This is a genomic window from Vibrio sp. OPT46 (genome assembly GCF_015163535.1).
Taxonomy (GTDB): domain Bacteria; phylum Pseudomonadota; class Gammaproteobacteria; order Enterobacterales; family Vibrionaceae; genus Vibrio; species Vibrio alginolyticus.
In genome coordinates, this window is the sequence record NZ_JADDYG010000187.1 from 1 (window position 1) to 217 (window position 217).

General features: G+C 41.5%; 1 tRNA gene. It reads right to left on the reverse strand.

Annotation, left to right across the window (positions count from 1 at the left end):
* Positions 1–120: 120 nt before the first annotated feature.
* Positions 121–196 (reverse strand) — tRNA-Glu (locus tag IQR33_RS08685).
* Positions 197–217: the final 21 nt, after the last annotated feature.

Genomic DNA, 217 nt, shown 5'->3' on the forward strand with positions numbered 1-217 from the left:
TTGAGAACTTTACAAACAACAATAAATTGTTGTTTTGTCAGCTTTCCAAATTGTTAAAGAGCTAATCACTTCTTATGAAGTAACCATTTTTAAAAACTCTCAAGAGAGAATGTTTAAAGATGGTATCCCGTAGGGGAGTCGAACCCCTGTTACCGCCGTGAAAGGGCGGTGTCCTAGGCCTCTAGACGAACGGGACACTAAGTGAACATCTTGGGGG